Genomic DNA, 753 nt, shown 5'->3' with positions numbered 1-753 from the left:
GACGGTCCAGCAGGCCCAGCCGGCAAAACCGACGCGGCAAGGCCGGCCGGCCGATGGCGGCGATGTGCTGGCCTATGCCAAGCCCGACACGCCCTCGGGCGGCCTTGGCAAGGCGTTCAGGAACCTCTTCAACTCGCCAGCCGCCAGGAGCGGAGCCGGCAATGGCGTCGCCGTGTACGACATCAGCAGCGCGACCGTCTACATGCCTGACGGCTCGAGGCTGGAGGCGCATTCAGGCATCGGCGCCATGGCGGACCAGCCGCGTTATGCCGACCAGAAGAATCGCGGACCCACGCCGCCCAACACCTACAATCTGTCGATGCGCGAGTCGCGCTTCCACGGAGTGGAGGCCTTGCGCCTGACACCGGTCGATGGCCGCAACAAATACAATCGCAACGGCCTGCTGGCCCATACCTACCTGCTCCGGGGCCGCTACGCCCAGTCGAGCGGCTGCGTCGCCTTCAAGGACTATGCGCGCTTCCTCGCCGCTTTCAAGAAGGGCAAAATCAAACGCCTCGTCGTGGTGCCGCGCCTGAACGGGTCGGCGACGCAGGTCGCATCAGCCGCCAGGGGCGTGTAACGACAAGAGGCTTTCGGGCGCCCTCCCGCTGCTCCTGACAGCCTGCTGTCAGGAGCAGCGCTGTCCGGCACGCCTCTCCCCACCGCGCTCTTTCCATTTTGGCCAGGAAATCCCATATTCGGGACATGGCCAAATCTCCCGATCAGAAAACGCCGCCGACGGCGAATGACGAC

1 protein-coding gene is annotated in these 753 nt (G+C 65.7%); it reads left to right on the top strand.

The features are described 5' to 3' along the window. The coding region (locus tag EN991_RS38450; RefSeq protein ID WP_164769773.1) for a DUF2778 domain-containing protein at positions 1 to 580 on the top strand (580 nt) is incomplete at its 5' end. Positions 581 to 753: the final 173 nt, after the last annotated feature.

Source organism: Mesorhizobium sp. M7A.F.Ca.US.005.03.2.1 (genome assembly GCF_003997795.1).
Classification (GTDB): domain Bacteria; phylum Pseudomonadota; class Alphaproteobacteria; order Rhizobiales; family Rhizobiaceae; genus Mesorhizobium; species Mesorhizobium ciceri.
The sequence above is the reverse complement of the archived record's forward strand: the minus strand, read 5'-3'. Positions and strand labels throughout refer to the sequence as shown.